The sequence below is a fragment of the Pantoea sp. At-9b genome, assembly GCF_000175935.2.
Taxonomy (GTDB): Bacteria; Pseudomonadota; Gammaproteobacteria; order Enterobacterales; family Enterobacteriaceae; genus Pantoea.
In genome coordinates this window covers 123,713-147,396 of record NC_014838.1, presented here as the reverse complement: position 1 = coordinate 147,396, position 23,684 = coordinate 123,713, and the positions used below count along the sequence as shown (strand labels likewise).

25 protein-coding genes are annotated in these 23,684 nt (G+C 55.6%); 14 read left to right on the top strand and 11 right to left on the bottom strand.

Annotated features, from left to right (window positions below; translation table 11 throughout):
* Positions 1-59 precede the first annotated feature (59 nt).
* From PAT9B_RS20885 to PAT9B_RS20875, 3 genes are all read right to left on the bottom strand, one after another.
* A complete protein-coding gene (locus PAT9B_RS20885; RefSeq protein ID WP_013511260.1) occupies positions 60-1,082 on the bottom strand; it encodes a Gfo/Idh/MocA family protein in 1,023 nt (340 codons plus the stop codon).
* 103 nt (positions 1,083-1,185) lie between these two features.
* A complete protein-coding gene (locus tag PAT9B_RS20880; protein WP_013511259.1) occupies positions 1,186-2,364 on the bottom strand; it encodes an FAD-binding oxidoreductase in 1,179 nt (392 codons plus the stop codon).
* 119 nt (positions 2,365-2,483) lie between these two features.
* The gene (locus tag PAT9B_RS20875; RefSeq protein WP_013511258.1) at positions 2,484-3,425 is read right to left on the bottom strand and encodes a 2-hydroxyacid dehydrogenase; all 942 of its coding nucleotides are present in this window, start codon (positions 3,423-3,425) and stop codon (positions 2,484-2,486) included.
* 240 nt (positions 3,426-3,665) lie between these two features.
* Here PAT9B_RS20875 and PAT9B_RS20870 point away from each other — a divergent pair, with 240 nt between their 5' ends.
* The 4 genes from PAT9B_RS20870 to crtB are packed head-to-tail and all read left to right on the top strand — an operon-like array spanning position 3,666 to position 8,154.
* Positions 3,666-4,571 carry a polyprenyl synthetase family protein gene (locus PAT9B_RS20870; RefSeq protein ID WP_013511256.1) on the top strand — a complete coding sequence of 302 codons (906 nt, stop codon included), beginning with the start codon at positions 3,666-3,668 and terminating at the stop codon, positions 4,569-4,571.
* Positions 4,572-5,741, top strand: coding sequence for a lycopene beta-cyclase CrtY (crtY, locus tag PAT9B_RS20865; RefSeq protein WP_013511255.1), 1,170 nt, complete (start codon positions 4,572-4,574; stop codon positions 5,739-5,741). It begins immediately after the preceding gene.
* Positions 5,738-7,219 (top strand): phytoene desaturase, encoded by a 1,482-nt coding sequence (locus tag PAT9B_RS20860; protein ID WP_013511254.1) that lies wholly within the window; start codon positions 5,738-5,740, stop codon positions 7,217-7,219. Before crtY ends, PAT9B_RS20860 begins: the two co-directional genes overlap by 4 nt.
* Positions 7,216-8,154: a 15-cis-phytoene synthase CrtB gene (crtB, locus tag PAT9B_RS20855; RefSeq protein ID WP_013511253.1), complete on the top strand. Its 939-nt coding sequence runs from the start codon at positions 7,216-7,218 to the stop codon at positions 8,152-8,154. Before PAT9B_RS20860 ends, crtB begins: the two co-directional genes overlap by 4 nt.
* On the opposite strand, the gene PAT9B_RS20850 is transcribed toward crtB, so the two are convergent.
* The 3 genes from PAT9B_RS20850 to PAT9B_RS20840 are packed head-to-tail and all read right to left on the bottom strand — an operon-like array spanning position 8,145 to position 9,757.
* Positions 8,145-8,630: a sterol desaturase family protein gene (locus PAT9B_RS20850; protein ID WP_013511252.1), complete on the bottom strand. Its 486-nt coding sequence runs from the start codon at positions 8,628-8,630 to the stop codon at positions 8,145-8,147. The two genes, crtB and PAT9B_RS20850, sit on opposite strands and share 10 nt — an antisense overlap.
* Before the next feature lie 12 nt (positions 8,631-8,642).
* Positions 8,643-9,332, bottom strand: a complete 690-nt coding sequence (locus PAT9B_RS20845; RefSeq protein ID WP_013511251.1) for an alpha/beta fold hydrolase — start codon at positions 9,330-9,332, stop codon at positions 8,643-8,645.
* Positions 9,329-9,757, bottom strand: a complete 429-nt coding sequence (locus tag PAT9B_RS20840) for a MarR family winged helix-turn-helix transcriptional regulator (RefSeq protein WP_013511250.1) — start codon at positions 9,755-9,757, stop codon at positions 9,329-9,331. Before PAT9B_RS20840 ends, PAT9B_RS20845 begins: the two co-directional genes overlap by 4 nt.
* Before the next feature lie 206 nt (positions 9,758-9,963).
* On the opposite strand from PAT9B_RS20840, the gene PAT9B_RS20835 reads away from it, so the two are divergent.
* From PAT9B_RS20835 to blc, 5 genes are all read left to right on the top strand, one after another.
* Positions 9,964-10,566 (top strand): non-oxidative hydroxyarylic acid decarboxylases subunit B, encoded by a 603-nt coding sequence (locus tag PAT9B_RS20835; RefSeq protein ID WP_013511249.1) that lies wholly within the window; start codon positions 9,964-9,966, stop codon positions 10,564-10,566.
* A 2-nt stretch (positions 10,567-10,568) separates the two neighbouring features.
* A complete protein-coding gene (locus PAT9B_RS20830) occupies positions 10,569-11,996 on the top strand; it encodes a non-oxidative hydroxyarylic acid decarboxylases subunit C (protein WP_013511248.1) in 1,428 nt (475 codons plus the stop codon).
* Between the two features lie 10 nt (positions 11,997-12,006).
* Positions 12,007-12,234, top strand: coding sequence for a non-oxidative hydroxyarylic acid decarboxylases subunit D (locus PAT9B_RS20825; RefSeq protein ID WP_013511247.1), 228 nt, complete (start codon positions 12,007-12,009; stop codon positions 12,232-12,234).
* A gap of 209 nt (positions 12,235-12,443) precedes the next feature.
* The gene (locus tag PAT9B_RS29850; protein WP_369700786.1) at positions 12,444-12,815 is read left to right on the top strand and encodes a DUF4440 domain-containing protein; all 372 of its coding nucleotides are present in this window, start codon (positions 12,444-12,446) and stop codon (positions 12,813-12,815) included.
* Positions 12,816-13,023: 208 nt separating this feature from the next.
* Positions 13,024-13,548 (top strand): outer membrane lipoprotein Blc, encoded by a 525-nt coding sequence (gene blc, locus PAT9B_RS20820; RefSeq protein ID WP_013511245.1) that lies wholly within the window; start codon positions 13,024-13,026, stop codon positions 13,546-13,548.
* Positions 13,549-13,590: 42 nt separating this feature from the next.
* On the opposite strand, the gene PAT9B_RS20815 is transcribed toward blc, so the two are convergent.
* A complete protein-coding gene (locus tag PAT9B_RS20815; protein WP_013511244.1) occupies positions 13,591-14,073 on the bottom strand; it encodes a cold-shock protein in 483 nt (160 codons plus the stop codon).
* A gap of 257 nt (positions 14,074-14,330) precedes the next feature.
* On the opposite strand from PAT9B_RS20815, the gene PAT9B_RS20810 reads away from it, so the two are divergent.
* On the top strand, positions 14,331-14,519 hold the full coding sequence (locus PAT9B_RS20810) for a YjfB family protein (RefSeq protein WP_013511243.1): 189 nt from the start codon (positions 14,331-14,333) through the stop codon (positions 14,517-14,519).
* Between the two features lie 222 nt (positions 14,520-14,741).
* Entirely contained in the window at positions 14,742-15,932 is a 1,191-nt protein-coding gene (locus tag PAT9B_RS20805; RefSeq protein WP_013511242.1) for an MFS transporter, read from the top strand.
* On the opposite strand, the gene sfnG is transcribed toward PAT9B_RS20805, so the two are convergent.
* From sfnG to PAT9B_RS20785, 4 genes are all read right to left on the bottom strand, one after another.
* On the bottom strand, positions 15,933-17,039 hold the full coding sequence (gene sfnG / locus PAT9B_RS20800) for a dimethylsulfone monooxygenase SfnG (RefSeq protein ID WP_013511241.1): 1,107 nt from the start codon (positions 17,037-17,039) through the stop codon (positions 15,933-15,935).
* 272 nt (positions 17,040-17,311) lie between these two features.
* The gene (locus PAT9B_RS20795; protein ID WP_013511240.1) at positions 17,312-18,253 is read right to left on the bottom strand and encodes a sugar phosphate isomerase/epimerase; all 942 of its coding nucleotides are present in this window, start codon (positions 18,251-18,253) and stop codon (positions 17,312-17,314) included.
* A 9-nt stretch (positions 18,254-18,262) separates the two neighbouring features.
* Entirely contained in the window at positions 18,263-19,441 is a 1,179-nt protein-coding gene (locus PAT9B_RS20790) for a Gfo/Idh/MocA family protein (RefSeq protein ID WP_013511239.1), read from the bottom strand.
* 47 nt (positions 19,442-19,488) lie between these two features.
* A complete protein-coding gene (locus PAT9B_RS20785; protein ID WP_013511238.1) occupies positions 19,489-20,412 on the bottom strand; it encodes a substrate-binding domain-containing protein in 924 nt (307 codons plus the stop codon).
* Positions 20,413-20,802: 390 nt separating this feature from the next.
* Between PAT9B_RS20785 and PAT9B_RS20780 the strand changes: the two genes are divergently transcribed.
* From PAT9B_RS20780 to PAT9B_RS20770, 3 genes are all read left to right on the top strand, one after another.
* Positions 20,803-21,816, top strand: coding sequence for a LacI family DNA-binding transcriptional regulator (locus tag PAT9B_RS20780; protein WP_041526033.1), 1,014 nt, complete (start codon positions 20,803-20,805; stop codon positions 21,814-21,816).
* A gap of 15 nt (positions 21,817-21,831) precedes the next feature.
* Positions 21,832-22,656, top strand: a complete 825-nt coding sequence (locus PAT9B_RS20775; RefSeq protein ID WP_013511236.1) for a sugar phosphate isomerase/epimerase — start codon at positions 21,832-21,834, stop codon at positions 22,654-22,656.
* Positions 22,657-22,945: 289 nt separating this feature from the next.
* Complete coding sequence (locus tag PAT9B_RS20770; RefSeq protein WP_013511235.1) at positions 22,946-23,674, top strand: gluconate 2-dehydrogenase subunit 3 family protein; 729 nt, start codon at positions 22,946-22,948, stop codon at positions 23,672-23,674.
* Positions 23,675-23,684: the final 10 nt, after the last annotated feature.

The window sequence follows — 23,684 nt, the reverse complement described above, 5'->3', positions numbered from 1 at the left end:
CGCCGTTGCCCTGGCATCGCGAAAAACATGCGCGATAAATCGCGCCGCTACGGAGGGTGTCAGATCTGAACAATGCGCCCTTCGCGTGCACTGATAAACGCCGCGTCCAGCACTTCCAGCACACGGATGGCCTGCTCGGTGGTTACCGGCGGTTCGCTACCGTGGCGCACCGCTGCCGCAAAGGTCTGGTAATAATCATGGTATGCCCCCTGCGCCGCCGGGATACGTTCATAGCCCGCGGCGGTATGCAGTGTGCCCCAGTGTTCCGGCGGTTCAAAACCCCAGCCTGCGGGATCGTTGACCGGGCGTTTCCCGGCAAAAATATCGCGCGCCTGCACGTCTGAACCTTGTGCCACGTAGCTACCGGCCTCGCCATACAGCCGCAGTTCACGGCAGGAAAGATGGTTGATCTTACTGGAGGAGATATACGAGTGTGCGCCGCTTTGGTGGGTCAACGTCAGCACAAAACTGGCATCCGTTGGCCCTTCCGGACGTTCAACAATATCCAGATGCGCCAGCACCGAGGTGACCGGTCCCATCAGCCACATCGCCTGGTCCACCAGGTGGCTCCCCATATCACGCAGCAGGCCGCCGGTTGCGCCCCCTTCTAATGTCTGAGGCTCGTCAAGATCCATGCGATTATGCAGTCGCCAAAGTTTGCCCAGCCGCTGCTGTTCAATCAGCTGATGCAGGGTCTGCATATCGGAATCAAAACGGCGGTTATGGTAAACGCCCAACACCACGCCTTTCGCCTGCGCCGCCGCAGCCAGCTCGCGTCCGGTTTTGGCGTCCGGAGCAAAAGGCTTGTCCGCCACCACCGCAACACCGGCCGCAATCGCCTCCAGCACCAGCTCTCGCCGCGTTTGTGGTGGGGTGGTGATAGTGACCATATCCACCCCCGCCGCCAGCAGTTCGGTCAGGCTGGCATAAATCGGTACATCAGGAAAATCGGCTTGCGCCTTTGCCTTGGTGGCAGGAGCACGCGCCACAATCCCGGCCAGTTCCAGCCCCTCGGCTGCGGTAATAAAAGGGGCGTGAAAATGCTGCCCGCCGGTGCCATAACCCACTAATCCGACTTTCATACTCTCTCCGTGTAATGACGGGTGATATTACCTTTGCCAACGATAGCAAAGATTCCCGCGCAAACAACACAGAAATTCCACAAAGTGTGATTTCGGAATATTTTTACTGCGCCGCCGGGAAATAATGCACTGGCGGAGGGAAATCCGCCGCGCTTTTGCCCAACAACCGGTGCGGCCTAAAGTCTTGCAACAGGTCGCTGGGGGCGTCGTGAGTCAGCTCCTCGGCCACCAGACGGCCAATCAGCGGCGACAGCGTCATCCCGCTGTGCATCACCGCCAGATACACGCGTTGATGCGGCGTAACGAAGCCCAGAGCGGGCAAGCCATCGGCCGGACGCGCACGTTGCCCCACGACAATTCGTTCAATTTGCAGCGTTCCGGCGTCGTCAAACAATTCGCGGTAGCGCGCCTGCATCTGCTGGGCGATCGCGCCATCAACAGCGGGCGGTGCGGCTGGGTCCGCCTGGTCGTCGAGATCTAACGCCTGCAACAGCAGACGCCCGCCGCCGTCCGGGCGCACATTCAACTGGGGTGAAATCAGGTTGGTCGCCAGTGAAAGCGGCTGTGGCGCGGTGCGTGCCAGAAAACTACAGGCGACTTTATTCGGCTGACTGGCATCGGTCAGCGCCAGTTGCAGCCCGAGATAATTGAGTACCTCAGCCGACCAGCGGCCGCTTGCCACCACCAGCCGATCGCCCTGCCACGCCTCACCATTAGCCAGCCGAAGGCTGACTTGCGTCGCGCTTTCCTGCACCGCTGTTACGCGGCAGTGCTGATGCAGCAGCGCGCCAGCACCCCGCGCATCCGCCCACAACCGCGCGAGGTACAGAGAAGGATAGAGAATCGATTCTGAGGGGAAATGCCACAAGCTGCCACTGACGGCGGTACGGCGTAATTCCGGGAGCTCATGCTGTAACGCGTCGATCGTGACTTCTCGCGCCGGATATCCCAGCGCCTGTAACCGCGCGGCACGCTGTTTTAGCTCCTGCTGGCCGCTGTCCGACGCCCATTCCCAGGTCCCGCAGGTTTCCAGCCAGCGCAGCCCGTTAGGTTGGGACAGTTGCAGCCTGACGTGTTCTTCCATCGCCAACGCATTGAGCTGGTGATAGCTGTCGGGTTGCTTACCGTTGGAGTTAAGCCAGGCAAAGGAGGTACTGCTGGTGCCCGCTCCCACGTGTTGCTGCTCAAAAAGGGTGACCTGCGCCCCCTGTAAAGCCAGCGATCGCGCCACTGCCATACCGATGACGCCGCCGCCAATAATTGCGATTTTTTGTGCTGTCATATCTGGCTCCCTGAAAAAACTCACCTTAGCATAATCAACCGCTGGCGGCGGAAATAAAAGCCCCGCCGCCTCGACTATGCAAAGGATATAAGTTTTTCCTCTGAGGCCAGAGTGAAAAATTATGCCGGACTGATGATCTTGCCGGTGGAGAAATAAGACAACAAATTCTCCAGCACATTATTTGCCATCTGTTCACGCGTCTCAAAGGTTGCGCTGGCAATATGCGGCATCAAAATAACGTTTTCCAGGCTACGCAGCGCGGGGTTAATTACCGGTTCCTGTGGATACACATCCAGCGCAGCACCTTTAATCACGCCCTGTTGCAATGCCGTAATCAGATCTGCTTCATTAACGACATTACCGCGCGCCACGTTAATCAATACGCCATCCGCGCCGAGCGCCTTGAGCACGCGGCCATCAACGATGTGCTGATTCTCCGCACTGCCGGGCAGTGCCAGCACCAGAAAATCACTGAATGTCGCCAATTGTTCGATGTTGTCGCAGCGGCGATAAGGCGTGGCTTTGGCACTGCGCGCGGTATAGGCCACCTCCATACCAAAGGCCTCTGCGCGGCGGGCAATCGCCAGGCCAATCGCCCCCAAACCGGCAATCCCCAATTTTTTCCCACTCACCTTGCTGGAGAGTACTGGTCCCTGCGTTTCCCACTGTCCCGAACGGGCAAACTGATCGTATTGCAGCAGTTTCCGCGAGAATGCCAGCGTCAGGCCCAGCGCCAGATCGGCCACGTCATCGGTAAGAATATTTTTGGTGATGCTGACCTGAATCTGCCGCGCTGTGGTGGTGGTCAGATCAATCCGGTCGGTGCCAACACCAAAAACTGCAATCGCTTTACAGGCCGGTAATTGTTCCAGCAGGGTATTTTCCACCCCGACATCACCACGTGTAACAATCGCCTCAATCGATTTCCCCTGTCGCTGGAGAAATAGCGCCGGATCGGCATAGTCATATAAACGATGACAGTGAAAATGTTGCGTTAATTTTGCATCCAGCTGGGGCATCAATGGTTGAATAATCAGAATTTCAGGTTGCGAAGTGGGCATGTTTCTTTCCGCTCTAAATAATGGATTTAACCTGAGACTAACGGATAAATTTAATGTTACGGCGAATGGTTACTTATTTCGTCGCCGCGATCACGTTGGCCCTGCCCCGTAGCGGCGCGATTTATCGTGCCACCCCAACCCAGAGTCACGGGACAAATCGCTTCGCTTATCTGGCGAACTCCCCCCCGGCAGACTACGGTTAAAAAAACCACAAAGACTTCACTACCTTTGGAAGACGTTATGATCGCCCGTGTCAAAACCCCCGCGCAGTCACACAGCGAGTTACCGCTGCTGCATCAGCGGCTGCAAAGCCACCTTGAGCAATTACTGCCTTGTGGACAGCAGGCGGACCAGGTGCGGGCCGCCATGCGCGCGGGCACGCTGGCACCAGGTAAACGTATACGCCCCCTGCTACTGCTGCTGGCCGCACACGATATGGGGTGTGACAGCCAGCAGCCGGGCCTGCTGGACCTGGCTTGCGCGGTGGAAATGGTCCACGCTGCTTCCCTGATATTGGATGATATTCCCTCCATGGATAACGCACAGATGCGACGCGGGCGTCCGACGGTGCACCGTGAATTTGGTGCCAACGTCGCCATTCTTGCCGCAATCGCGCTGCTCAGCCGCGCCTTCGAAGTGATTGCGCTGGCACCGGGTCTGGCCGCACAGCGTAAATCAGACGCTATCGCCGAGCTGTCGGCGGCCGTGGGTTTACAGGGACTGGTGCAAGGGCAATTTCAGGATTTGCATGATGGGGCACACGCACGCAGCGCGGAAGCGATTGAACTGACCAATGAACTCAAAACCAGCGTGCTGTTCCGCGCGACCTTGCAAATGGCCGCCATCGCCGCCAATGCCTCGCCGACGGTGCGACAAAATCTTAGCGCTTTTGCACAGGATTTGGGGCTGGCGTTTCAATTACTCGACGATCTTACCGATGGCGACACACACACCGGTAAAGATCGTCACCAGGATCAGGGCAAATCCACGCTGGTGACGATGTTAGGCACGGAGGGTGCCGAGCGCCGCCTGCGCGACCATCTACGCAGTGCGGATGCCCATCTGGCCTGCGCCTGCCATCGCGGCGTCGCCACCCGTCAATATATGCATGCCCTGTTTAACCAGCAGTTGGCGAGGCGCACCTGATTGCCAGCAAACAGCCACTATGACGTGATTCTGGTGGGTGCCGGACTGGCAAACGGTCTGATTGCCCTGCGTTTACGTCAGCAACATCCCTCGCTGCGATGCCTGCTGCTGGAGAGCAGCGCGCAGGCAGACAGCAATCATACCTGGTCATTTCATCAGGGGGATTTACGTGCGGAACAGCATCGCTGGCTTGCGCCGCTGGTCACCGCGCACTGGCCTGGGTATCAGGTGCGATTTCCGGCGTTGCAGCGCAACCTGCCAGATGCCTACTTTTCCATCTCCTCGGCCAACTTTGCCCGCCAGTTGTACGCCACGCTGGGTGACGATTTACGTACCGGCTGCGCGGTACACCTCATTACACCGACCAGCGTAACCCTGACGGATGGCCGCCAGTTTCAGGCGCAGGTGGTCATTGACGGGCGCGGCATGCGCTACTCACCGCATTTACGTCTCGCTTATCAGGTGTTTGTCGGTCAGGAGTGGCAGTTGGCCAAACCTCACGGCCTGACACAGCCCCTGCTGATGGACGCCACGGTGCCACAACAACAGGGCTACCGCTTTGTGTATACCTTGCCCCTCAGCGCCGACCGGTTGCTGATTGAAGATACGCACTACATGGATACCCCGCTGTTGGATGATAACGAAACGCGCAAGCGTATCAGCGATTATGCCCGGCAACAGGGCTGGCAACCGAGCCTGTTGATGCGTGAAGAACGGGGGGCGTTGCCCATTCCTCTGAGCGGCGATATTAACGCCTTCTGGCAACAGCAGCGCGGCCAACCATGTAGTGGCCTGCGCGCCGGTTTGTTTCACGCCACCACCGGCTACTCTTTGCCGATGGCGGTCACCCTGGCGGAGCTGATCGCCGAACGCCTGCCCTGCGATGCTGCCGTGCTAAGCCAGCATATCGAGGCGCATGCCCGTCGCCACTGGCATCAGCAGCGTTTTTTTCGGCTACTGAACCGTATGCTGTTTCTTGCCGCGCAGCCCGAGCAACGCTGGCAGGTGATGCAGCGGTTTTACCAGCTTGATGCGGCATTGATTGCCCGCTTTTACGCCGGTCAACTCACCCTGGCCGATAAAGCGCGTATCCTGTGCGGTAAGCCGCCCGTGCCACCTGGCGCGGCACTGCGCGCGCTCCTGACAACGCAAACCGGGAAGCACCCATGAAGCGTACTTTTGTGATTGGCGCAGGATTTGGCGGCCTCGCCCTCGCCATCCGCTTGCAGGCGGCGGGGATTGCCACCACCGTGCTGGAACAGCACGATAAACCGGGTGGTCGGGCTTATGTCTGGCAGGATCAGGGCTTTACCTTTGATGCCGGACCCACGGTGATTACCGATCCGAGTGCCATCGAGGCACTGTTTACCCTGGCCGGGAAATCCCTGCACGATTATGTCGAACTGATGCCTGTCACCCCCTTTTATCGCCTGTGCTGGGAAGATGGGCGCAGGCTGGATTACGACAACCAGCAGGCGCGACTGGAGCAGCAAATCGCCACCTTTAACCCGCAAGATGTCGCCGGTTATCGCCGGTTTCTTGCTTATTCACGTCAGGTGTTTAACGAGGGTTATCTGAAGCTTGGTAGCGTGCCTTTTCTCTCGTGGCGCGACATGCTGCGTGCCGGACCGCAACTGGGACGTTTACAGGCTTGGCGCAGCGTCTGGAGCATGGTGGCGCAGTTTATTCAGGACGATCACCTGCGCCAGGCCTTCTCGTTTCATTCGTTACTGGTCGGCGGTAATCCCTTTGCCACATCTTCGATCTATACCTTAATCCATGCGCTGGAGCGCGAATGGGGCGTATGGTTTCCGCGGGGCGGCACCGGGGCGCTGGTAAATGGCATGGTGAGATTGTTGCAGGATCTGGGTGGCGAAGTGCTGTTGAAGGCGGAAGTGCAACGATTAAACACCACCGGAAATCGCATCAGCGGCGTTCAACTGACCGATGGGCGCTGTTTTGCGGCAGCCGCCGTCGCCTCGAATGCCGATGTGGTCCACACCTATGATCGTTTACTGGCGCATCATCCCGCAGCGGCCAAACGCGCTGCATCACTGAAACGCAAACGGATGAGCAACTCGTTATTTGTGATTTATTTCGGCCTGAATCAACCTCATCGGCAACTGGCGCATCATACGGTCTGTTTCGGTCCGCGCTATCGTGCGTTGATTAATGAAATTTTCAACAGCGACCAACTGGCGGAAGATTTTTCGCTCTATCTGCATGCGCCGTGCGCCAGCGATCCGAGCCTCGCGCCTCCCGGGTGCGGCAGTTTTTATGTGTTAGCCCCGGTCCCCCATCTCGGCACCGCCGATATTGACTGGCGGCAGGAGGGGCCGCGGCTGCGCGATCGTATTTTTGCCACGCTGGAGGCGCATTACATGCCCGGTTTACGTTCCCAGTTGGTGACCGAACGGATGTTCACCCCCTGGGATTTTCGCGACAGGCTGCATGCTCATCACGGCTCGGCTTTTTCGCTGGAACCGATTCTGACGCAAAGCGCGTGGTTTCGACCTCATAATCGCGACGACGTCATTCGTAATCTGTATCTGGTCGGCGCAGGCACCCATCCCGGTGCGGGCGTGCCGGGAGTGATTGGCTCCGCCAAAGCCACCGCGCAATTGATGCTGGAGGATCTCGCAGGATGAATATGCCGTTAATGGAACACGCCACGCAAACCATGGCGGTTGGCTCAACGAGTTTCGCCACCGCGGCCAAACTGTTTGATGCCTCAACGCGTCGTAGCACGCTGATGCTATATGCCTGGTGTCGCCACTGCGATGACGTGATCGATGGGCAAACCCTCGGCGCATCCGATACGCCGACGACGCCTGAGGAGGCAGAAGCGCGCATGGCACATTTGCAACTGGAAACACGACGCGCCTACAGCGGTGCCAGCATGGACGAACCGGCATTTGCTGCCTTTCAGGAAGTCGCGCTAATGCACCGTATTCCCCCGCAACTGGCCTTTGACCATCTTGAAGGTTTTAACATGGACGTGCAGCAACAACGTTACCTGCGTTTCGAAGATACCTTACGCTACTGTTACCACGTTGCCGGGGTCGTCGGTTTAATGATGGCGCGTGTGATGGGGGTGCGTGACGAACGTGTACTGGATCACGCCTGCGATTTGGGTCTGGCGTTTCAGCTCACCAATATCGCCCGCGATATCGTGGATGACGCACAGCATGGCCGCTGCTATTTACCGGAAGAATGGCTGCACCCGTTGGGGTTACGTGCGGACAATGTGGCTGAAGCGCAGCATCGTCCCGCCCTTGCCATCCTGGCTGCACGTCTGGTGGCCGAAGCAGAACCCTACTATCAGTCAGCGCTGGCCGGGTTGCCGGGTTTACCACTACGCTCGGCATGGGCGATCGCCACCGCACAGGGTGTGTATCGTGAAATTGGCATAAAAGTGCAGCAGGCAGGCGCGCAAGCATGGGATAGCCGCCAACACACCAGCAAAGGAGAAAAACTGGGTTTACTGCTTAAAGGTGCTGGGTTGGCGATCGCCTCCCGATTGACGCATCCACCGCAACGCCCTCTGGGGTTGTGGCAGCGCCCGGCCAGCGGTCATCTCTGACGGCGCGATTGATCGTGTTGCTGACGCAACGCCTGCTGCAACCGGGGTAATGGCGGGGCATACAAGAAGCCAAATGACACACAACCTTCTTTGCCGCGTACCGCGTGATGCAGGCGATGTGCCATATATAAACGTTTTAAATAACCCCGGCGTGGGATGTAACGAAACGGCCAGCGCTGATGCACCAGACCATCATGCACCATAAAATACAGCACGCCGTACACGGTTACACCCGCACCGACCCACTGCAACGGCCACAGCCCCTCGACCCCGAGGTAAATCATCAGCACCGCCAGCGCGGCAAAAATCAACGCGTAGAGATCGTTGAGTTCGAAACCGCCATCGTGTGGTTCATGATGCGACAGATGCCAGCCCCATCCCCAGCCATGCATGATGTATTTATGCGCCAGCGTCGCGGCGACCTCCATCATCACCACAGCGGAAAGCAGAATCAGGATATTTGCCAGCCAGATCATGGTTCATCCTTATTACAGGTTGACTGCTTTGAGCCAGGCAGCAACCCGCGCAGCGAGTTGTTGCGGTTTTTCCAGTGGAATCATATGCCCGCTCTCCTCAATCACCTCGACACGGCTACCGGTAAGTTGCGCGAGCTCCACTGCTTCCTGATAACAACGTAGCTGATCCTGTTGCGCAGCGATAACGGCCACCGGACAAACAATCGGGTGCAACGTGATCCGATCGCGGATAAAACCCGACTGTCTGATGAAAGCCTCTGCGCCCAGTCGCTTGCCCATCTCCTGAATCTTACGAATTAACCCGGTGTCGTCATGCCGGGCTGGATGCAGGGATTTTTGGATTGCTCCGCGACTGATACCACGAAAATCTCCCTGTTTGAGCGCCCCGACCGCATCCTGTTTGGCCTGGCGTTGTGCAGGGGTGTCCTCACGCAATGAGGTGGCAATCAGGATCATGCCTGCGGTGCGTGCCGGAAAGGCTTCGGCAATAGCACGGGCGACATAGCCGCCAAGAGAAAATCCGGCGACAACAAAACGCTCAGGCAACTGTTCTGCAATCGTGCGGGCAAGGCCGCTGATGCTGTCGCCTCCGCGAAGGCTGGCATAGATAAATTCGCGATCATCGGGGAATGCGTCGACAAAATCCGCCCACAGCGTGTCATCGAGCATAAATCCAGGGATCAGCACTACCGGTAATGTCATTGACCCACCGCCCCTTTCGCCAGCATGGTTTTCAACAACACCACCACCTCATTTTGCTGCTGTTCTCCGAGGCGGGAAAGAAAAAAAGTATCGACCTGTTCAGCAATAGGTCGGGCTTCCTGCAGTGCCTGTTTTCCTTCAGCAGTGAGAAAGATAAACCGCCGCCGCCTGTCGCTGGTGCCCTGCTGCCGTTCGATGAGGTTTTTTTTCTCCATGCGCACCAGCAACTCCGCCAGCGTTGCCTTGGTACTTAACGCCGCTTCGGTGAGATCGAGCTGTTCAATCCCCGGTTGCTCTGCCACCGCACACAACACCGCGTATTGTTGTTTGGTCAGTTCCGGCAGGGACTTCTGCCAGAGCGCGGTATGGTCCTGAAGCAGTTCCCGCATCAGGTGAAAGAAGACATTACCCAATTCTTTTTGCATGAAGTTCGCCTGATTAGAAAAAGAAGATTGCTAAGCGTTTGATTGTAATGCAGCAACAACAATTCACGCCAACAACCTCTGCATCGAAAGTCACAACCATGAAATTCGTACACGAACTTTTTTCGCGCTAGCCTCTTGCGCATCCGATTTGGCGGCGCTATTTTAATTTTAAAGTTCGTATACGAACAATATGTTTGAGGATTGAGATGAGACTGATTATCGGAATGACCGGTGCCACCGGAGCCCCCCTGGGCGTCGCGCTACTCCAGACACTGCAAACCATCCAAGAGGTGGAAACCCATCTGGTGATGAGCAAATGGGCCAAAACCACCATTGAGCTGGAGACGCCTTACAGCGTGCGTGAGGTTGCAGCCATGGCCGATGTAGTGCACAGCCCGGCGGATCAGGCCGCCTCGATCTCCTCCGGCTCGTTTCGCACCGATGGGATGATCATCATCCCGTGCAGTATGAAAACCCTCGCGGGTATCCGCGCGGGCTATGCCGAGGGCCTGGTTGGGCGTGCAGCGGATGTGGTGCTGAAAGAGGGGCGCAAGCTGGTGCTGGTACCACGCGAAACCCCGCTCAGCACCATCCACCTCGAAAACATGCTGGCGCTGTCCCGCCTGGGCGTGGCAATGGTGCCGCCAATGCCCGCGTACTACAACCATCCCGCCAGCATTGATGACGTCACAAATCACATTGTTGCCCGCGTACTCGACCAGTTTGGTATCGCCTCCCCTAAAGCCCGGCGCTGGCAAGGGTTAAGCGAGGCAACTTCACCCCATGTTCTGCAACAACAGGAGAGTTAAGAATGGCTTTTGATGACTTGCGTAGTTTTCTCCACGCCCTGGATGAGCAGGGTCAGCTACTGAATATTGATGAAGAAGTGCAGGCAGAGCCGGATATCGCTGCCGCCGCCAACGCCACCGGGCGTATCGGCGAAGGCGCGCCCGCCATCTCCTTCACTAAAATTAAAGGTTTTCACCACGCTCACGTGGTGATGAACACCATCGGATCATGGCAAAACCACGCGATTTCCCTCGGACTTCCGGCGAACACGCCGGTAAAACAGCAGATTGATGAATTTATCCGCCGCTGGGATAACTTCCCGATCGCCCCTGAACGCCGCGAAAATGCCCCGTGGGCAGAAAACACGGTGGAGGACGACGCGATTAACCTGTTCGATATATTGCCCCTGTTCCGGCTGAACGACGGCGATGGCGGATTCTATCTTGATAAAGCCTGCGTCGTATCACGTGACCCGCTCGATCCTGACCATTTTGGCAAGCAGAACGTCGGCATCTACCGTATGGAGGTCAAAGGCAAACGCAAACTGGGTTTGCAACCAGTGCCGATGCATGACATTGCGCTGCACCTGCACAAAGCGGAGGAACGCGGTGAGGATCTGCCCATCGCCATTACGCTGGGTAACGATCCGATCATCACGCTGATGGGTGCCACGCCGCTGCGCTACGACCAGTCCGAATATGAGATGGCAGGCGCACTGCGTGAAAGCCCCTATCCTATCGCCACGGCACCACTGACCGGATTCGATGTGCCCTGGGGTTCAGAGGTCATTCTTGAAGGGGTGATCGAAGGCCGCAAACGCGAAATTGAAGGCCCGTTTGGCGAATTTACCGGCCACTACTCTGGCGGTCGTAATATGACTGTGGTGCGTATCGATAAGGTTTCATACCGTACTAAACCGATTTTCGAATCCTTGTATCTCGGTATGCCATGGACCGAAATTGATTATCTGATGGGTCCCGCCACTTGTGTGCCACTTTACCAGCAGCTGAAAGCCGATTTCCCGGAAGTACAGGCGGTCAACGCCATGTACACCCATGGTCTGCTCGCCATTATCTCCACCAAAAAACGCTACGGCGGTTTTGCCCGCGCGGTCGGCTTGCGCGCGATGACCACGCCACACGGCCTCGGCTACGTGAAAATGGTGATTATGGTCGATGAAGATGTCGATCCCTTTAACTTGCCTCAGGTGATGTGGGCGTTGTCCTCAAAAGTGAACCCGGCCGGTGATTTGGTGCAGCTACCCAATATGTCGGTGCTGGAACTGGACCCAGGCTCCAGCCCGGCGGGGATCACCGACAAACTGATTATTGATGCCACCACCCCGGTCGCTCCGGATACCCGTGGTCACTACAGCCAGCCAGTCAAAGATTTGCCGGAAACCGGCGCATGGGTAGAGAAACTGACCGCTTTACTGGCCAACCGCAAATAAGGAGACAAAGATGATCTGTCCACGTTGTGCCGATGAACATATTGCAACCATGGCTACCTCCCCGGTGAAAGATGTCTGGACGGTATTCCAGTGCCAGCACTGCCTCTATACCTGGCGCGATACTGAACCGGCCCGCCGCACCCAGCGGGAACACTATCCGGAGGCGTTTCGTATGACACAAAGCGATATCGATAATGCGCCGGAAGTACCGAGTATTCCGCCATTGCTGGCAAAATAAATGCTGTAAACGGCGAGTGATGACTCGCCGTACCTTGACTGAGTCATTGCTTCTGACTTGACGACCTATTTGCAATTCACTTGATCATCCCCAACAAAATCTGAGTGTGCACTGGAAGATGAAAAGGTTTTATCTGAACGTCAGCTGTGTGCCAGGAGCGGACGTTGCATTCCAGCGATTATTGCCTTAAGAGTTAATGTTCGAGTGTGATGAGGACAAACACTATGCTCCTGGATACGTTAAAAAGACTCGAATGCTCTCTTCATGGCAGCAGGCGGAAAGATCGGAAATGGCTTGAACAGATACTCCATGAAAGATTTAGCGAAATAACACGCTCAGGCGTATTAGTTGATCGTGCACAGACTATTGAAGCGCTTTCGGGTGAAGATAGTGTTCCAACTATTCTTAGTAGTGATTTCCGGCTTATCAGCGTTGGCGATAATTTCGCAATATTGCACTATAGAACTGTTAATCCAGATGGTAGTCGTGCATCCCTTCGTTCTTCATGCTGGAAAATCTCTGAGAACGGGCAATGGAAATTGGTATTCCATCAGGGAACACCTGAGGCAGAGAGCGTGTAGGTGCCAAATACAATGTCCGCTCCTCGCTCAAAGCTGCCTATCAACACCGTCGGTTATTTGCCTTCAATTACTTGTTGGATATGTCCAGGTTATTTGCAAACAGGCAGTAAAGTGAATGCAAATACCCAATGACTTCACTCCCTGCCAATTCACTTCGGACGCTTTGCACTACACTGTTATCCCAACTGTCCCGATGAAAGGAGTGTTCATGAAGTTATGGCCTGTGATAACCGGTGTTGCCATCGCGCTGAGTCTGGTTGCCTGCAAATCCCCAACGCCGCCAAAAGGTGTGGAACCGATTACTGGCTTTGACGCCAGTCGCTATCTGGGTAAATGGTACGAGGTCGCCCGTCTGGAGAATCGCTTTGAACGCGGGCTGGAGCACGTTACGGCCACTTACAGTAAACGTAGCGATGGCGGAATTCGCGTACTCAACCGGGGTTACGATGCGCAGCAGCAAAAATGGCGCGAAAGTGAGGGCAAAGCGTATTTTACCGGGGCACCGACCACTGCCGCCCTCAAGGTTTCCTTTTTCGGCCCCTTCTATGGTGGCTATAACGTGATCAGGCTGGATGATAATTATCAATACGCGCTGGTCAGTGGCCCAAACCGTGATTATCTGTGGATCCTGTCCAGAACGCCCGCTATCCCGGAAGCCGTAAAGCGAGATTACCTTAACACAGCGCGTGAACTGGGCTTCCGGGTTGATCAGCTGCTATGGGTTAAACCATGAGACCTTGTCAAAACAGTCGAGACAGGTTCAATCTGGATGATTTCAGACCTTCAGCATTTTCACCGTGCTGTCCACGTCGATTTCATCTTCCGAGAAGATTAACGTCGTGCCCTGAAAGGTGGTGATCGCCAGTTTTTTCAGCGAACGCACGGCTCCCGGTTGAGCGGTCGATTTCGGACGGATGCTGTTCATCAGTACGCCCACCGACAGCACCGCATTGTCTTTATCAATGCGTGTTTCAACCGGCACTTCTTCGCTGTAAACCAGGTACGACTTGATGGAGGTGAGCTTGATCCGCTCTCCGGCAATAAAGATGTATTTGCTTTCCGGTGCCACTTTCACCGCATAAGCTGACAGCCCTTTATTGTTGGTGGTGGGTTCAAAAGTCACCGCCGCGTCTTTTTTGATCAGCTCAGGGTTGGCGACTTTAATCACATGAAAATAGCGGTTATCGCCGTTTTCATCTTTGATAAATCCAAAACCTTTATCCTGAAACCAGGTTGTGATCGTACCGTTCATCGCCATTACCGCCTATTCAATCGTTAATCTACTCAGTTTTTGCAGCGCGCAGTGTAAAACACAATGCTGACGCACACTACGTCTTAGCGTTAAGTCTGGACGATAATTTTCAGCTATGCGAGGAACCCGCGAGCCGAAGACAGGATGCAGGCATCACAAACGGCTTTTGCTAAAGTTATTGCCGCAAATGCCGATAACCCGGCATGGCTTGCTGCCAAGCCATAATCCGTTCCCTTTTGGGCTGTATTGAACAGGAGAGCAAAATGGATGTATCGCAAGTGACGTCGCTGGCTTCCGGCCTTGATAACCTCGATCTGAAAAGCCAGGTGAATACCCTGGTACTGAAAAAGGCACTGGATAACCAGCAAGCTGCGGCCAGCAGTATCCTCTCATCAATTCCGCAATTACCGGCTAATCCGGCGATCGGGCGCAATATCAATACCACCGCCTGAGTCGTAATCTGGGTAGCGGCGCTATTTATCGCGCTGCTTTTGCCCGCGGCATCAAGGTCAAAGGCGCGCGATAAATCGCGCCGCTACAGCTCGACTTTACATCGCGATCATCCCTCGCTAGTATGGCCGACTCCCAGCGCCACTCTGTCGCTGCGTAAGCGTTAACGTTAACCAACGCACCATGTGCAGGATCATTCTGCTTTTTTTCAATGGTGCGAAAAGATGACCCATACCGTTTTATCTGCAAATCCTGCCCTGCGCCGCTCCGGCTTTTTTCTGTTTTTACTGTTGCTGACCGCCGCCAACTTGCGCACACCGATCACCGCCACCGGCCCGGTGCTGGAAAACATTCGCCAGACGTTCGGGCTGAGCGCCAGCGCGGCTGGCATACTGAATTTCCTGCCGCTGCTGATGTTCGCCACCCTTGCCCCTCCGGCGGCCTGGCTGGGCAACCGCTTTGGGCTTGAACGCAGCCTGTGGGGTGCATTGCTGCTCATTACCCTCGGCTCACTGCTGCGCATCACCGGCAGCGAAAAGGCGTTATGGGCGGGAACACTGCTGCTCAGCGCCGGTATCGCCGCTGCCAACGTGTTGTTGCCGCCGCTGATTAAGCGCGATTTCACGGCGCATACCGCTCGCTATATCGGGTTATATGCCACCACCATGGCGATCACCGCCAGCATCGCCTCCGGTGTTGCGGTGCCGCTGGCGCAACTCACTGGCGTGGGCTGGCATTTGTCACTGGGGATCTGGCTGGTGCCGGGCATGGTCGCGTTGCTGGCCTGGCTGCCGCAACTCCAACACGTGGCGGTGCATACGCAGCCCACCGCGTCACAGCCGCTGCAACGTTCACCGTGGCGTTCAGCGCTTGGCTGGCAAGTTTCTCTCTTTATGGCCTGCCAGTCGTTGGTGTTTTATACCCTGATCGGCTGGTTTACCCCGTTCGCTCAGGATGAGGGGATCAGCCAACTGGCTGCCGGCTGGCTTCTGTTCGTCTATCAAATCGTGGCGATTGTCGCCAACCTGGCCTGCATGAGCGCCCTGAAACGCCTACATGATCAACGTGCCATCGGTTTTTTGGCTTCGCTGGCGATTTTCTCTGGCGTGATGGGGTTGCTGCTGGCACCCGGCTGGGCGCTGATCTGGTTGCTACTGGCAGGATTGGGAGCAGGTGCGTCAATGGTGACTTGCCTGGCGCTGTTTAATTTACGCACCCATGATCATCGTCAGGCATCAAAATTATCGGGGATGGCGCAATGTGTCGGCTATGGCGTTGCGGCTCTGGGGCCGCTGTGCTTTGGCATGCTGCATGATGCCAGCGGCAGTTGGACGCTGCCGCTGGTATTGCTGCTGGTGATTGCCCTGCTACAAATGGCGGTGGCGACCCTTGCTGGCCGCAACCGCCATATTTGATCACACCAACGCCGTCGCTGCGGCTTCCTGACGTTCCAGTTCACGCACCCGCGGAATAATTTCGCGGCCAAAGAACTCGACCTCTTCATGAAAATGCAGGAACGCCAGCAGCAGCAAATCCACCCCGGCGCGTTTGAGCGCGATAATGCGCTCCGCGATCTGCTGCGGTGTGCCGATCAGGTTGGTTTTAAATCCATCGTTGTACTGCACCAAATCCTCAAAGGAAGATTTAGCCCAGTTACCTTCCCCTTCCGGCGAGGCGCTACCGGCATTTTTCACTTCATGCTGGAAGCCTTTCACCGCATCCGGATTCGCTTTAGCGATGATTTCCTGCAACACCGCCTGCGCTTCCTGTTCAGTTTCTCTGGCGATAACAAAACCATTCAGGCCGATCTTCACGTTATGTTGGCTGGCGCGCGCTTTCGCCTGAATATCCGCAACCTGCTGGCGCACGCCTTCCGGTGTGTTGCCGTTGGTGAAATACCAGTCGGACACGCGAGCCGCCATATCGCGTGCGGCACGCGAGCTGCCGCCCTGGAAAATTTCCGGTTGCGGCGACAGGGGTTTCGGTTTCAACGCATAGTCACGGAAGCGATAGAAATCCCCGGCGAAGGTGAAGCTCTCCTCTCCCCAGATACCGCGCAGGCAACGAATAAATTCTTCCGAGCGCAGATAACGCTCTTCATGGTCGAGCCAAGGTTCACCAATCGCTTTAAATTCGCCACGGAACCAGCCACTGACAATATTGACCGCGATACGCGGTCCGTAAAGGTGGCTGATGGTGGCAATCTGTTTGGCGGCCAGCACCGGATTCCACGGTCCTGGCAGCAACGCGGCGATCACCTTCAACCGCGAGGTGTGACTCAGCAGGTCCTGCGAAAACGTCACCGACTCATGCTGATTATCCGCTCCGTATCCGGCGGTAAAGCGAATTTGCGTCAGTGCATAATCAAAACCGGCGTTTTCGGCGATTTTCGCCAGTTGGCGGTTGTAATCGGCGTCCCAGCGTGTGCGTTGCTCAATCTGGCTGATTACCAGGCCGCCGGAGACGTTCGGCACCCAATAGGCAAATTGCAGGGGTTTACTGGCAGGTTGGAGTACAGACATAGCGAGTCCTCATGCGATGCGTGGCTTATATCGAAAAACAAAAGATTTATTACCACTTAAATCTTTTGGATATATAACGCTATGCAGTGGCTGTGCCAGTTTTGTGGTGCGGACAACTCATTGATTTATCAGGTTTGATCACCATACCTCGTCGGTAACATTGTGGTATTTGCAACAGCCACTGTTGTGTGGCTGTTGCAATCACAACCCTTCTGTCGCGGCGCGATAATCAAAACCCGCGCGATAAATCGCGCCGCTACGGATCAGAGCAATTACTGGCTGATAGTTTGCTGAAGGGCGGCAATCGAGGATGTTACCCCCGCCTCAACCGACATGGTGAGATCTTCCATTTCCAGTGACACCCAATCGTTGTAGCCCATCATGCGCACCACCGAGAAGAACTCCTTCCACCATTGCAGATCCTGGCCGCAACCCACCGCGACATAGTTCCACGCGCGGTTCGCCACATCCTCCACCGGTTTGGTTTCCAGCAAGCCATTGATATTCACCAGCCCGCGTTCCAGCCGCACATCTTTACCGTGTACATGGTGGATCGCCGAACCCAGTGCCCGCGCCGCCGCTATCGGGTCTCCTCCCATCCAGAGCAGATGGCTGGGATCAAGGTTCAACCCCACCATCGGCCCTACCGCATCCCGCAGGCGGAACAAGGTTTCCGGGTTCCACACCAGCATCGAGCTGAAGTTTTCCAGCGCAAAGCGCTCTACACCACTGGTTTTGGCGCGTTCCACCAATCCCAGCCAGTAAGGAATCGCCACCTCATTCCACTGATAATCCAGGCAATTTTTCAGCGTTGGCGGCCAACTAACGGTGTAGGTAATCCAGTTGGGGATCGTGTCATGCGGGCTGGCCGGTGGTAGGCCGCTCATCATCACGATTTTCTTCACGCCCAGCTCACCGGCCAATGCCAGCGCCTGTTCGGTATCACGCTGATGACGTTGACCGAGTTCTCCCACGTCAAGCGGATTGCCGGAGACATTCAGCGCGGCAATCGACATGCCGCGACTCTCCAGCGCCTGCAACAGTTGCTGACGCTGACTGGCGCTGGCGAGCAATGCCTCCGTGCGCAGATGTGGGGCTGAAGACCAGCCACCGGTGGTCATCTCCACGCCATACACACCAAGTTCCAGTAATTTATCCAGCATCGCTTCAAAGGGCAGATGCCCGAGGCTGTCGGTACAGAATGAGAGTCTCATGAAGTGTCCTTATTGATAATTAACCCAGATCGCGCCGTTATCTGCCGAGCGCACACAGTTTTCAATCCAGCGCACCCCTTCCAGCCCGGCGTTGATATCGGGGTAGATCAGGTTCGCCAGCGTCTGCTGATCGCCACGCTGTGCAGCGCTGATGGCAATGGCAAATTTGAGGTAGATATTGGCCCAGGACTCCGCCAGACCTTCGGTGTGTAACGCCCCGAGGCGCTCCTCAGCCAGTGCGCTGTCATCGAGATACGGCATACCGTGATGCATCACCTGATTGGGCTGTCCCTGCACTTCATATTTCAGCTCACCGGGGTTGTAATCGCTCCACTCCAGGCTGGCACGCGAACCAATCACCCGGATGCTTTGGCTGTCCATCGAACCGGCATTGATTGAGGAAGCCCACATGCGCCCGACAGCGCCGTTGTCGTAATGCATCAACACCATGGCGTTGTCTTCCAGCGGTGCACGCGACGGGATAAAGCTCTGGCGATCGCACAACAACGATTGAATCTGCAACTGCGGCAGCACCAGTTGTGAGATGTAAAAGGTATGGGTGGAGATATCCCCCAGTACAAAAGAGGGTCCGGCAATGTTGGGATCAACGCGCCACTTCTGCGCATCGCTAAACTTGTCGGCACTGTCATTGGCGCTAAAGCCATGGGTATATTGCAGCTCAACCATGCGCACCTCGCCGATCTCGCCTTTGGCGATCATCGCGCGCATCTGCATCAACAGCGGGTGCCCGGAAAAACCATAGGTGACGCCGATGATTAGCCCTTTCGCCTCGGCCAGCGTTTTAATTTCCTGCGCTTCAGCGGTGGTGAAAAACAACGGTTTTTCACAGATCACGTGAATCCCCGCATTCAGTGCTGCTTTGGTGATTTCGTAATGAGTGCCATTCGGGGTGGCGATGGTCACGACTTCGACTCCATCTGCCCGCTTCGCCTCCTCTGCCAGCAATTGTTGATAGTTGTCGTAGCAGCGATCTGCCGCCAGCCCCAGATTGACGCCAAAGTCACGCCCGCGTTCGGCGTCAATATCGAAGGCACTGGCGACCAGCTGATAAGCGGTGTTATCACGCAGTGCGCCAGAGCGATGTTTATAACCTACCTGGCTTAAACGGCCGCCACCAATCATCGCCCAGCGTAATGGGCGGGGGATTTTCTTTTCACCATTGAGCATAGTTACTCCTTTTGCACCCGGGTGCAAATCAGGTCAGAGGTAAGGGGTTATTTCTGGTTCTTCTGTTCGAACTGTTGATAATTTGCCTGTGTCACCGTGGCGTAGGGAATCCAGTTATAGGCGGCCGTTTTCTGCTTATCCAGCATCGCTTTGGTGACCTGAACTGCGCCGGTGGCCTGCCCTTTCGCATCCTGGAAGATGGTCACCGCCATGTCGCCGCTTTTAATAAATTGCAGACCGTCTGGAGTGCCATCAATCCCCGCCACCAGCACATTGCTTTTCTTCGCCTGCTTCAGCGCCATGATGGCACCAATCGCCATTTCATCATTGTTGGCGGCGATGGCGTCTATCGATGTGCCATTCAGCAACCAACTGGAAACCACATCTACCGCCTCATTGCGTTGCCATTTAGCGGTCTGTTTTTCCACCACTTTCATCTCTTTGTGCGCGGCAATCACCTCTTCCGTTGCCCGGGTGCGTTCGCGTGCTTCTTCATTCGACAGCGCCCCCATAATGATGGCGACATTGCCCTTGTAGTTCATGCGTTTCGCCAGCGCTTCCATCTCCATCTTGCCACTCAACGCGGAATCGGAGCCGACATACGCCATCTGCCCGTCCAGTTTCACCTCCGGCTTGCGGTTGACGAAAATCAACGGGATATTGGCGCGTTTCGCTGCCTCCATCATCGGTCGCACCCCCTGGGTATCAACCGGATTGAGGATGATCGCGTCTACCCCCTGGTTGATAAAATCATCCACCTGCTGCACCTGTAATGCCACATCGCCTTTGGCATCAGAAAACTGCCCTTTGAGGCCGGAGGCATCCAGTTCATGCGACATCTGGGTGCGCAGTATCGAGACAAAATTGAGATCAAAATTGGCCAGTGCGACGCCCACTTGCCAGGTTTTTGCCTGCGCGCTGCCGAGAGTCAGCACACCCAATGTCAGTACAATCGTTTTCAAAGTCTTCATGGTCGTTTCCTGTAGGGTCATGTTGTGATGATCCGACCGGAAGAGAGACACTGCTGATTTTTACTTTTTGCACCCGGGTGCAAAATAAGTAAAAAAAAGAGACGAACAGTCAAATCTTCGGGGAGGTACTGGCGAAAATGTCGGCGAAGACGAAATTTTAGTCAATCCAGCAAAACACAAATCAGCGGAGATGATCACAAAATGTTGATGTATTGCACCCGATTGCAAAAAACGTTGCAATCGGGTGCAAAGATCAAACATAATCGCAACATCATAAAAACAGGGTTATTTCGCATAAGGTTTCGACGCACTTGCGCTTTGGGTGTTTATTTTCGCCGGGGATTAACGTTCAATGCAGGGGTCTTTCGCCAACTCCGATATGCAGGTGCTATGAGCAAACCCAGCGCAAAATCCCACAAAGCCACCGCCAGCGACGTCGCACGTCAGGCTGGTGTGTCGAAATGGACGGTCTCACGTGCCTTTACGCCCGGAGCATCGATCTCCGATAAAGCACGCGAACGCGTGTTGGCCGTCGCCAGCGAGTTGGGTTATCGCCCGAATCTGCTGGCACGCAGTTTGTCGCAGAAAAAGACGCACATCATTGGCGTGGTGATCGATGAGATGCGCAATCCGCACTCGCTGCTGCTGATCGACACGGTGACCAACCAGCTACAGAAACGCGGCTATATGGCGCTGTTGCTCAACATCACCAACAGCGAGAACCACAAATCGGTGATGTTGCTGGCCGATCAATTGCAGATTGATGGCTTGCTGTTCCTCGGGACGGTGCTGACCGAGGAGCTGGTGGATATCGCGCAGGATCTGCACCACATCCCGCTGGTGCAGTTGTGTCGTAACAACGATGTGCCGGGTATCGATGTGGTGAAGATCGATGATCAGCACGCCGGGAAACAGCTGGGCGAATTGCTGTTGGCGCAGGGGTACACGCGCTTCGGCTACATGCGCGGACCGGAAACCAGTAGCAACCATTTACAGCGCCTGGACGGTTTGCAGCAGGCACTGGCCGAGGCAGGCCTGGCGCTGGAAGTGATGTTGACGGCCGGTGGCTATGCCCAGGAACGCAGCTATGCGGTCCTGACGGAGTATCTCAACGCGCATGCACCAGCCGATCGCATCGACGCGCTGTTTTGCGAAAATGATGCGCTGGCGCTGGGTGCGTTGGAGGCTTTGCGCGAAGGCGCGGGCAACAAACATATGGCGGTGGTGGGCTTCGACGGCATCGATGAAGCTGCCCTGCCCGGCTGGCAACTGACCACCTGGAGCCAGCGTATTGATCTATTGATTGAAGAAGCCCTAAACCGGCTGATTGATGAACGTGCCACACCGGCGGGTGCCTGGTCTCAGGGAGAATTGCGTGTTCGACGCTCTCACCTGAAGCCGTAAGCTACAGGAGGAGAGATGAAGTTGTCATTGCATGGCGTTTCTGTCTGGTACAGCAATGCCGTCACCCAGTTACGTATCGCTGCGGAAACCGGCTTCAGCGGTGTAGAAATTCTGCCAGAACATCTGTATCGCTACCTGGACAACGGCGGCAGCTACGCCGCTTTCCGCCAGTTAATGGCGCAGCATCGCATCGACGTTACCTGCATCAACGCGTTAAAACGGATTGGTCGCTACCAACCAGAAGCCCGTGCTGAGCTGCTGCGCGAAGCAGAGAAAGTCTGTCAGGCTGCGGTAGAGCTACGCTGCCCGGTGGTACAAATTATGGCGCTCACCGAGCTGGATCACCTGCCCACGGCTGAACGTGATGCTATTCTGCTCAACAATATCTCCGCCATTGCCGATATCGGCAAACCGCTTGGCATCAAATTTCAAATCGAAGTGGTGGCCTTCACCGCGTTTAATCGCCTGCAACAAGCGCTGGACCTCATCGCCCGCAGTGGCAAGGACAATGTTGGCGTGGTGGTCGATTTCTGGCATCTGCACGCGGGCGGTGGCACCACACCGGCCGAGGTGGCGCAGATGGATAAAAACCTGATCTATGGCGTCCACTTTTGTGATGGTCGCGCAGCATATCCTAACGAAGCCTGGGATGAATGGGTGCAACGTAATTATGCGCCAGGCGAAGGCGATGTTGATATTGCGGCCTGGGTGACGGCGGTTAAAGCCACCGGCTATGACGGCGTGTGGTCACCGGAATTATTAAGTCCGCGCCATTGGGAACATGATTTATGGGATATTTCCCGTGGCTGTTTAGACAGCATGAAAAAATACATTAATTAATATAAAGGGCATCCGCATGACGGATCGCCCGAAGAATATTTTGTTGACTGGCAAGGTAAAACACGCCCCCATATTTAAATACTCTCTGCAAAGATTGTAGCGGCGCGATTTATCGCGCAATTCCGTGCAACGTGCCGATAAAAACGCGCCGCTACAGAACAAATATTTACTGAACGCCTCTACGTGAATATTCGCGTGGCGTTATTACGTCTGAATATGCTGAACGTCGTGCTCTGTAGAAATTATCTGCCGTATCCGTCAACAGACGGAATGATGAAAGGAAAGTGGTATGAACCGAAGAGAAGCGCTCTTTTCGCTCAGTTCGATTGTGGCGTCACTGGCTGTCGCCCCACAACTGCGCGCGAAAGAACTGCATAATGTCCCGCTGAGCACCCAAATGAGTCCCGACCATCTGCCGCAACCCGCGTGGCAGCAAGGGTATCAGGTATTAACCAATCCACTCGATCGCCAGAATCTGGCGGCGATTTTTGATCGCTTAATCCCCGCCGACAACCTTGGTCCTGCGGCCAGTGAAGCGGGTGGCATCGAATTTCTTGATAACCAACTGGCCGGGGATTATGGCTCGGGCGCGGCGCTGTATTTAGCCGCGCCGTTGCACCCGGAAAATGAAGAGAAAATCATGGGCAGCCCACAATTTCTCGCCACGCCCAAAGAGCGCTATTTAACCGGCCTGACCGCATTAGAGAATTGGGCGCAGAAAAAGCATCAGGCCTCATTTCATACCTTAACAGCCGCTCAAATTGACGACTTCCTGACCAAGATGGAAGACGGAAAAATTGATTTAGGCCATGACGTGAACAGTCAGGCGTTTTTTGAACTCATGCTACAGAACGCGCGCGAAAGTTATCTGGCGGATCCGATTTATGGCGGTAATAAAAACATGGTGGGCTGGAATATGATTGGTTTCCCCGGCGCACGCTATGACTACCGCCCTTATATTGCACGTCGCAATGAAAATCTGGCGCTTATTCCCGTCAGTCTGATCCCTAACGATTAATCCGCCGGAG

What these genes read in the sequence shown, in the direction of transcription:
- PAT9B_RS20885 (WP_013511260.1), bottom strand. Translation starts at nt 1,082, where the DNA reads ATGAAAGTCGGATTAGTGGGTTATGGCACCGGCGGGCAGCATTTTCAC.
- PAT9B_RS20880 (WP_013511259.1), bottom strand. Translation starts at nt 2,364, where the DNA reads ATGACAGCACAAAAAATCGCAATTATTGGCGGCGGCGTCATCGGTATG.
- PAT9B_RS20875 (WP_013511258.1), bottom strand. Translation starts at nt 3,425, where the DNA reads ATGCCCACTTCGCAACCTGAAATTCTGATTATTCAACCATTGATGCCC.
- PAT9B_RS20870 (WP_013511256.1), top strand. Translation starts at nt 3,666, where the DNA reads ATGATCGCCCGTGTCAAAACCCCCGCGCAGTCACACAGCGAGTTACCG.
- PAT9B_RS20860 (WP_013511254.1), top strand. Translation starts at nt 5,738, where the DNA reads ATGAAGCGTACTTTTGTGATTGGCGCAGGATTTGGCGGCCTCGCCCTC.
- crtB (WP_013511253.1), top strand. Translation starts at nt 7,216, where the DNA reads ATGAATATGCCGTTAATGGAACACGCCACGCAAACCATGGCGGTTGGC.
- PAT9B_RS20850 (WP_013511252.1), bottom strand. Translation starts at nt 8,630, where the DNA reads ATGATCTGGCTGGCAAATATCCTGATTCTGCTTTCCGCTGTGGTGATG.
- PAT9B_RS20845 (WP_013511251.1), bottom strand. Translation starts at nt 9,332, where the DNA reads ATGACATTACCGGTAGTGCTGATCCCTGGATTTATGCTCGATGACACG.
- PAT9B_RS20840 (WP_013511250.1), bottom strand. Translation starts at nt 9,757, where the DNA reads ATGCAAAAAGAATTGGGTAATGTCTTCTTTCACCTGATGCGGGAACTG.
- PAT9B_RS20835 (WP_013511249.1), top strand. Translation starts at nt 9,964, where the DNA reads ATGAGACTGATTATCGGAATGACCGGTGCCACCGGAGCCCCCCTGGGC.
- PAT9B_RS20830 (WP_013511248.1), top strand. Translation starts at nt 10,569, where the DNA reads ATGGCTTTTGATGACTTGCGTAGTTTTCTCCACGCCCTGGATGAGCAG.
- PAT9B_RS20825 (WP_013511247.1), top strand. Translation starts at nt 12,007, where the DNA reads ATGATCTGTCCACGTTGTGCCGATGAACATATTGCAACCATGGCTACC.
- PAT9B_RS29850 (WP_369700786.1), top strand. Translation starts at nt 12,444, where the DNA reads ATGAGGACAAACACTATGCTCCTGGATACGTTAAAAAGACTCGAATGC.
- blc (WP_013511245.1), top strand. Translation starts at nt 13,024, where the DNA reads ATGAAGTTATGGCCTGTGATAACCGGTGTTGCCATCGCGCTGAGTCTG.
- PAT9B_RS20815 (WP_013511244.1), bottom strand. Translation starts at nt 14,073, where the DNA reads ATGGCGATGAACGGTACGATCACAACCTGGTTTCAGGATAAAGGTTTT.
- PAT9B_RS20810 (WP_013511243.1), top strand. Translation starts at nt 14,331, where the DNA reads ATGGATGTATCGCAAGTGACGTCGCTGGCTTCCGGCCTTGATAACCTC.
- PAT9B_RS20805 (WP_013511242.1), top strand. Translation starts at nt 14,742, where the DNA reads ATGACCCATACCGTTTTATCTGCAAATCCTGCCCTGCGCCGCTCCGGC.
- sfnG (WP_013511241.1), bottom strand. Translation starts at nt 17,039, where the DNA reads ATGTCTGTACTCCAACCTGCCAGTAAACCCCTGCAATTTGCCTATTGG.
- PAT9B_RS20795 (WP_013511240.1), bottom strand. Translation starts at nt 18,253, where the DNA reads ATGAGACTCTCATTCTGTACCGACAGCCTCGGGCATCTGCCCTTTGAA.
- PAT9B_RS20790 (WP_013511239.1), bottom strand. Translation starts at nt 19,441, where the DNA reads ATGCTCAATGGTGAAAAGAAAATCCCCCGCCCATTACGCTGGGCGATG.
- PAT9B_RS20785 (WP_013511238.1), bottom strand. Translation starts at nt 20,412, where the DNA reads ATGAAGACTTTGAAAACGATTGTACTGACATTGGGTGTGCTGACTCTC.
- PAT9B_RS20780 (WP_041526033.1), top strand. Translation starts at nt 20,803, where the DNA reads ATGAGCAAACCCAGCGCAAAATCCCACAAAGCCACCGCCAGCGACGTC.
- PAT9B_RS20775 (WP_013511236.1), top strand. Translation starts at nt 21,832, where the DNA reads ATGAAGTTGTCATTGCATGGCGTTTCTGTCTGGTACAGCAATGCCGTC.
- PAT9B_RS20770 (WP_013511235.1), top strand. Translation starts at nt 22,946, where the DNA reads ATGAACCGAAGAGAAGCGCTCTTTTCGCTCAGTTCGATTGTGGCGTCA.